The following is a 6,641-nucleotide window of genomic DNA, read 5'->3' as shown; positions in this document are numbered from 1 at the left end:
GAGGGTGGGCAGCGCCGTCATCGGGCGCTACCTACCCGTCCCCGCGTAGACCACGGCTTCGGTGTCGCCGCCCAACTCGAACGCGTCGTGGATGGCGCGGACGGCGGCGTCGAGGTCGGTGTCCCGGCAGACCACGGAGACCCGGATCTCGGAGGTGGAGATCATCTCGATGTTGACGCCGGCTGCGCCGAGCGCGGCGAAGAAGCCGGCGGCCACACCGGGGTGCGAGCGCATGCCGGCACCGATCAGCGAGACCTTGCCGACGTGGTCGTCGTAGAGCAGGCCCTTGAACTTGACCGGCTCTTGGATCTTGCTGAGCGCTGCCATCGCGGTCGGGCCGTCGGCCTTGGGCAGGGTGAACGAGATGTCCGTCCGACCGGTGCCCTCGGTGGAGACGTTCTGCACGATCATGTCGATGTTGATCTCGGCGCCGGCGACGGTGTCGAAGATCCGCGCGGCGGCACCCGGCTCGTCGGGCACCCCGACGATCGTGATCTTGGCTTCGCTGCGGTCGTGCGCGACCCCGGTGATCAGTGCCTGCTCCACGGAAAGGTCCTCCATCGATCCGGTGACCATCGTGCCGGTGTTGGTCGAGTATGACGAACGGACGTGGATCGGCAACCCCGCCCGGCGGGCGTATTCCACGCTACGTAGGTGCAGAACCTTCGCTCCGCAGGCGGCCAGCTCCAGCGTCTCCTCGTAGGTGATGTGCTGGATGTGCCGGGCGTTGGGCACGATCCGAGGGTCGGCGGTGAAGATGCCGTCCACGTCGGTGTAGATCTCGCAGACGTCGGCGTGCAGGGCGGCGGCGAGCGCCACGGCGGTGGTGTCCGACCCGCCCCGGCCCAGGGTGGTGACGTCCTTGGTGTCCTGCGAGACGCCCTGGAAGCCGGCCACGATGACCACCGACCCCTCGTCGAGCGCGCCCTTGAGCCGCCCGGGGGTGACGTCGATGATCCGCGCGCGGCCGTGCACCGAGGTGGTGATCACGCCGGCCTGCGAGCCGGTGAACGAGCGAGCTTCGTACCCCAGGTTGTGGATCGCCATGGCGAGCAGCGCCATGGAGATCCGCTCGCCTGCGGTGAGCAGCATGTCCAGCTCGCGGCCCGGCGGCAGCGGGCTGACCTGGTTGGCCAGGTCGAGCAGTTCGTCGGTGGTGTCCCCCATTGCGGAGACCACCACCACCACGTCGTCGCCGGCCTTGCGGGCTGCGACGATGCGCTCGGCCACCCGCTTGATCCGCTCGGCGTTGGCGACGGACGACCCGCCGTACTTCTGCACCACGAGTGCCACGACGTGCACTCCCTCCCAGTGACCCTGAGCGTGCCGACGCCGCCGGAACCGGGGCCGGCGGCGCGTGTCAAACCCCTTGAGGGTATCCGGCGGGTAACGACGGCGGGTCAGGTGATCCCACCATCCGGCCCGCACGAGTGCCGCCGGGCCGCTCCCACCAGGGCGGGAGGTACGCGACCACGAGCGCGTCCGACACGCCGGAACGAGCCTGGTACGCGCCGGCACCCGCGGACCGCTCGCAGCCACCAGAATGGGCCGGTGCCCGTCCTCATCCGCTCGGCCGGCCGTGTGCTCGGGCCGCTCGTGTTAGTCCTGCCAGCGCTCCTGGTCGCCTGCACCAGCACGCAGCCGCCCGCCCCGACGCCGACCGATCCCGGGTCGGTCGCTGTGGACGCCGCACGGGACGAGCTGGCTGCCCTGGCCGCAGCCGCGCAGGACCGCCACATGGTGGCGCAGTACGTGTACAGCCGGGCGGGTCAGCCGGACCGCACCATCGTGTTCACCAGCGCTAACGACGGCAGTTGGCGGGTCGACGTGCCGGGAGGCGCGTTGGGTGGCGCCGCCGACGTCTCGATGGCGGCGACGGCCGACGGGCTGTTCCAGTGCGCCCTGCCGTCAGCCGGTCGACCGGAGCCGTCGAGCTGCGTACGCCTCGGTGAGCGGGACGACACGATCCCGCGCCGGTCGGACCCCCGCGTCCAGCATCCGCTCACCGACTGGCTGGACGTGCTCACCGACCGACGCGCGCCGTTGGCGGTGGCCCCGGCCAACGCGCCCGAGGGCCTGACCGGCACGTGCTACTCGGTGGACTCCACCTCGGCGTCGCTGAACGCCCCGCTGGACGTGGGCATTTACTGCTACGACCGGGACGGCACACCGACCGGCGTCCGGACCGGGGTCGGGACGCTGCGGTTGGCCGCACCACCCGGCCCGGCGCCGGCCACCGTGCAGTTGGCCGGTCCGGTGGTGATCGACCGGGACCCGCTGGACACCGCCGCGCCGCCGACCCCTGACCCCTCGGACAGCCCGAGCGCGGGAACGCCCTGATCTTCATCCCGTTACGGGTGCGTTTGCCCACATTCTGCTAACCCTGCCTGATCGGCGAATCACCCATACAGGACGATTACCGGCATGGCTGACCTGACCCCGCTGCTCGCCTTCCGTTGGAGCCCGCTGGCGTTCCACCCCACCGACGAGCTGAGCGCGGCGGACGCGGCCTCCCTGCTCGAGGCGGCCCGATGGGCACCGTCGCTGGGCAACCGCCAGCCCTGGAGGTTCACCCTCGGCCACCGCGACGACGAGACCTGGAAGCGGATCCTGGTCAACCTGCCCGAGCGTGAGCAGCGGTGGGCGCACCGCGCCGCCGCCCTGCTGCTCGCCGCACACGTCGACGCCGACACGGCACCCGACGCCGCGCCGGCCGACGGGATCGCCTACGACCTGGGCCAGGCCGTCGCCCACCTCACCGTGCAGGCCACCGCGCTCGGGCTGCACGTACGCCAGGTCCTCACCGTCGATCGCGCCGGACTCGCCGCTGACCTGCACCTTCCCGCCGACGTACGGCCGTACGCGGTGGTCGCCGTCGGGCGTCTCGGCGACCCGCTCAGCCTCCCGGCCGACCTGGTCGCCGAGGAAACCAGCCTGCGGCACCGCCGACCCCTCGCCGACCTGCTGCTCCGCTGACCATCCGCGTCCGGGCGGCCCGGCACGGACCATGACGCTGGTCCCACAGTCCGGACCTACCTTCCCACCGCCCCTGCCATCACGTAGGGTGACCTGGTCATGTGGCAGGCGCTGCTCCTCCTTAGCCGCCGCGACGAGGCCTGACCGGCCGGCACCTCGTCGCGGAGTTGCATCGCGCCGTCCAGCACATCCGAACCTTCTCTCGGCACCGCCGCGCATCGTCGCCCGGCATTCGCCGACACCTTCCGATCTGCTGACGCCACATGTTCCAGGGAGCACTCTGAAATGGCTCAACCTGTCACCGACGCCGAGACCGATCCGTTCGCTCGGCAGCGCCCGAGCCGGATGCCGTACCACCGCTACCAGCCCTACCAGGAGCAGTTCCGGGTCGAGCTGCCGGACCGCACCTGGCCCACCCGCCAGGTCGACGCGGCCCCACGGTGGTGCGCGGTGGATCTCCGCGACGGCAACCAGGCCCTGATCGACCCGATGTCGCCGGAGCGCAAGCGCCGGATGTTCCAACTGCTGGTCCAGATGGGCTACAAGGAGATCGAGGTCGGCTTCCCGTCGGCCAGTCAGACCGACTTCGACTTCGTCCGACAGCTCATCGAACAGGACATGATCCCCGAGGACGTCACCATCCAGGTGCTCACCCAGTGCCGGGAGCACCTGATCGAGCGGACGTTCGAGTCGCTGCGCGGTGCCAAGCGGGCCATCGTGCACTTCTACAACTCGACCTCCACCCTCCAGCGTCGGGTGGTCTTCGGCCTGGACAAGGACGGCATCGCCGACATCGCCACGACCGGTGCGCGGCTCTGCCAGAAGTACGCGGAGATCCACACTCCGGACACCGACATTTTCTACGAGTACTCGCCGGAGTCGTACACGGGCACCGAGCTGGAGTACGCGCTGGAGGTCTGCTCCCGGGTCATCGACGTGATCGACCCGACGCCCGACCGCCCGCTGATCATCAACCTGCCCGCGACGGTCGAGATGGCGACCCCCAACGTGTACGCCGACTCGATCGAGTGGATGCACCGGCACCTGCCGCGCCGCGACAGCGTGGTGCTGAGCCTGCACCCGCACAACGACCGGGGCACCGGAGTGGCCGCCGCCGAGCTGGGCCTGCTCGCCGGCGCGGACCGCATCGAGGGTTGCCTGTTCGGCAACGGTGAGCGCACCGGCAACGTGGACCTGGTGACGCTGGGGCTCAACCTCTTCTCCCAGGGCATCGACCCGATGATCGACTTCTCGAACATCGACGAGATCCGGCGGGCGGTCGAATACTGCAACCAGCTCCCGGTGCACGAGCGCCACCCGTACGCGGGCGACCTGGTCTACACCGCCTTCTCCGGCTCCCACCAGGACGCGATCAAGAAGGGCTTCGACGCCCTGGCCGCCGACGCGAAGGCTGCCGGCGTACCGGTGGACGAGCACACCTGGGCGGTGCCGTACCTGCCGATCGACCCGAAGGACCTGGGCCGCACCTACGAGGCGGTCATCCGAGTCAACTCGCAGTCCGGCAAGGGCGGCGTCGCGTACATCATGAAGAGCGAGCACCAACTGGACCTCCCCCGGCGGCTCCAGATCGAGTTCTCCGGGGTGGTGCAGCAGGTCACCGACCACGACGGTGGCGAGGTCGACCCGGCCGCCATGTGGGAGATCTTCGCGACGCACTACCTGCTCGACCACCAGCCCGACCCGGCCATCCGGTTGGCCGGCTACACGATCAGCACGATCGACGGCAAGGTCGAGATCGAGGCCCAGGTCGGCGTGGGCGCCGAGCAGCGCTCACTGGCCGCCGTCGGCAACGGTCCGATCGACGCGTACGTCAACGCGCTGCACACGGTCGGGGTGGGTGTGCGGGTGCTCGACTACCACGAGCACGCGCTCTCCTCCGGCGGGGACGCGCAGGCCGCCGCGTACGTGGAGTGCGAGGTCGACGGGCGAACGGTCTGGGGTGTCGGCACCGACGCCAACATCGTCACCGCCTCGATCAAGGCGGTCACCAGCGCCGTCAACCGCGCACGCCGCTGACCTACACGCGACACCCCCGGGGTGGATCCCTACTTCGGGGGTGTCGCGGCGGGCAGCGAGTGGCAGGGCTGCGACGGCGGGGCTTCCCGGGGCGGCCTGTGGACCAGCACGAGCGCCAGCACCGCGCCGGCCACGAGCAGGCCGGCGCACCACTCCATCGCGCCGCGGAACGCGTCGGTCAGCTCGCCCTTCTGCTCGTACCCGCCGCCGGACAGGCCGACCAGCAGCGGCAGCGCCGCCACCGCGAGCAACCCACCGGCCCTGGACGCGGCGTTGTTGAAGCCGCTGGCCACACCGGAGAAGCGGTCCTGCACGGCGGCCAGCACCGACGCGGTCAGCGGTGCCACGACCAGGGTCAGCCCGATCCCGAAGAGCAGCACCCCGGGCAGCACGTCCGTCCAGTACGACGCGCCCGGTCCGACGCCGCGCAGCAGCAACAGGCCGACTGCGGCCACCACCGGCCCGACGGTCAACTGCAGCCGGGGGCCGATCCGCGCCGACAACGCTCCCGAGCGGGCCGACCCGACCAACAGCAGCAGGGTCATCGGCAGTAGTGCGATGCCGGTGCGGAAGGCCGACCACTCCACCACGTTCTGCAGGTAGACGGCGAAGAAGAAGGTGAAGCCGGTGAGCGCCGCGTAGACGACGACGGTGAAGATGTTCAGCACCGAGAAGAGCCGGCTGGAGAACAGGCCGGTGGGCAGCATCGCGGCGTCCCCCCGCCGCCGTTCGAGCAGTACGAAGACCACCGCCGACAGCACCCCGATTAGCGCCGCGATCAGCACCGGCGCCGAGTCGTAGCCGCGTGCCGGCACGTCGATCAGGGCGTACGTGACGCCGGCGAGCGCCAGTGCTCCGAGCAGGGCTCCGGCGACGTCGAACCGGCGTCGGGTCCGTCCGGGCCCCGCGGTGCGGGAGGCGCTCTCGTCGCGGCTCTCCGGCACCCAGCGTGTCGTGGCCAGCACCACCAGGACGGCGATCGGCAGGTTGAGGAAGAAGATCCAACGCCAGGAGAGCGCGTCGATCAGCCAGCCCCCGATGAACGGGCCGAGCGCGGTGGACACCCCGGACAGTCCGGCCCAGGCGCCGATCGCCCGGCCCCGGTCGTCCGGGTGGAAGCTCGCCTGGAGCACCGACAGCGATCCGGGCGTAAGGAGCGCGCCGCCGGCGCCCTGGAGGAAGCGGGCCGCGATCAGCCAGCCGGTGCCCTGGGCCAGCCCGCAGAGCACGGAGGCGACGGTGAACCAGAGGACACCGATCAGGAAGATGCGTCGTCGACCGAAGCGGTCCCCGAGGGCACCGCCGAGCAGCACGAACGCCGCCAGCATCAGCAGGTAGCCGTTGATGGTCCACTGGAGATCGGACACGCTCGCGCCGAGGTCCTGCCCGAGCTTCGGCAGCGCCACGTTGACGACCGTCGTGTCGAGGAAGACCATGCCGGAGGCGAGTACGGCGGCGAGCAGCGTGCCCCGGCCGGCGGCGGTGCCCATCCGGAGGGCAGGCGCCGGTACGGGTTCGGTCATCCCACCAATGTGCCCTGTAACAAGTGGGAGACGCCACGAATTGCCAAAACCTGGCCCGGGTACTGTGCGCAGTCGCCGGGAGACCGCAAGCTGGAGAGGTGTCGT

General features: G+C 70.7%; 5 protein-coding genes. 3 read left to right on the top strand and 2 right to left on the bottom strand.

The features are described from left to right. Positions 1–27: 27 nt before the first annotated feature. Positions 28–1,293, bottom strand: coding sequence for an aspartate kinase (locus ACWCO3_RS08060; protein ID WP_088987236.1), 1,266 nt, complete (start codon positions 1,291–1,293; stop codon positions 28–30). 258 nt (positions 1,294–1,551) lie between these two features. Between ACWCO3_RS08060 and ACWCO3_RS08055 the strand changes: the two genes are divergently transcribed. From ACWCO3_RS08055 to leuA, 3 genes are all read left to right on the top strand, one after another. Next, positions 1,552–2,340 carry a hypothetical protein gene (locus ACWCO3_RS08055; RefSeq protein WP_358163301.1) on the top strand — a complete coding sequence of 263 codons (789 nt, stop codon included), beginning with the start codon at positions 1,552–1,554 and terminating at the stop codon, positions 2,338–2,340. A gap of 84 nt (positions 2,341–2,424) precedes the next feature. After that, the gene (locus ACWCO3_RS08050; RefSeq protein WP_145778536.1) at positions 2,425–2,976 is read left to right on the top strand and encodes a nitroreductase family protein; all 552 of its coding nucleotides are present in this window, start codon (positions 2,425–2,427) and stop codon (positions 2,974–2,976) included. A 285-nt stretch (positions 2,977–3,261) separates the two neighbouring features. Beyond that, the gene (gene leuA, locus ACWCO3_RS08045; RefSeq protein WP_145778535.1) at positions 3,262–5,013 is read left to right on the top strand and encodes a 2-isopropylmalate synthase; all 1,752 of its coding nucleotides are present in this window, start codon (positions 3,262–3,264) and stop codon (positions 5,011–5,013) included. A 29-nt stretch (positions 5,014–5,042) separates the two neighbouring features. On the opposite strand, the gene ACWCO3_RS08040 is transcribed toward leuA, so the two are convergent. After that, positions 5,043–6,536 carry an MFS transporter gene (locus ACWCO3_RS08040; protein WP_450009086.1) on the bottom strand — a complete coding sequence of 498 codons (1,494 nt, stop codon included), beginning with the start codon at positions 6,534–6,536 and terminating at the stop codon, positions 5,043–5,045. Positions 6,537–6,641 lie beyond the last annotated feature (105 nt).

It is taken from the genome of Micromonospora sp. NPDC002411 (genome assembly GCF_053592955.1).
This window is presented reverse-complemented; position numbering and strand designations above follow the sequence as displayed.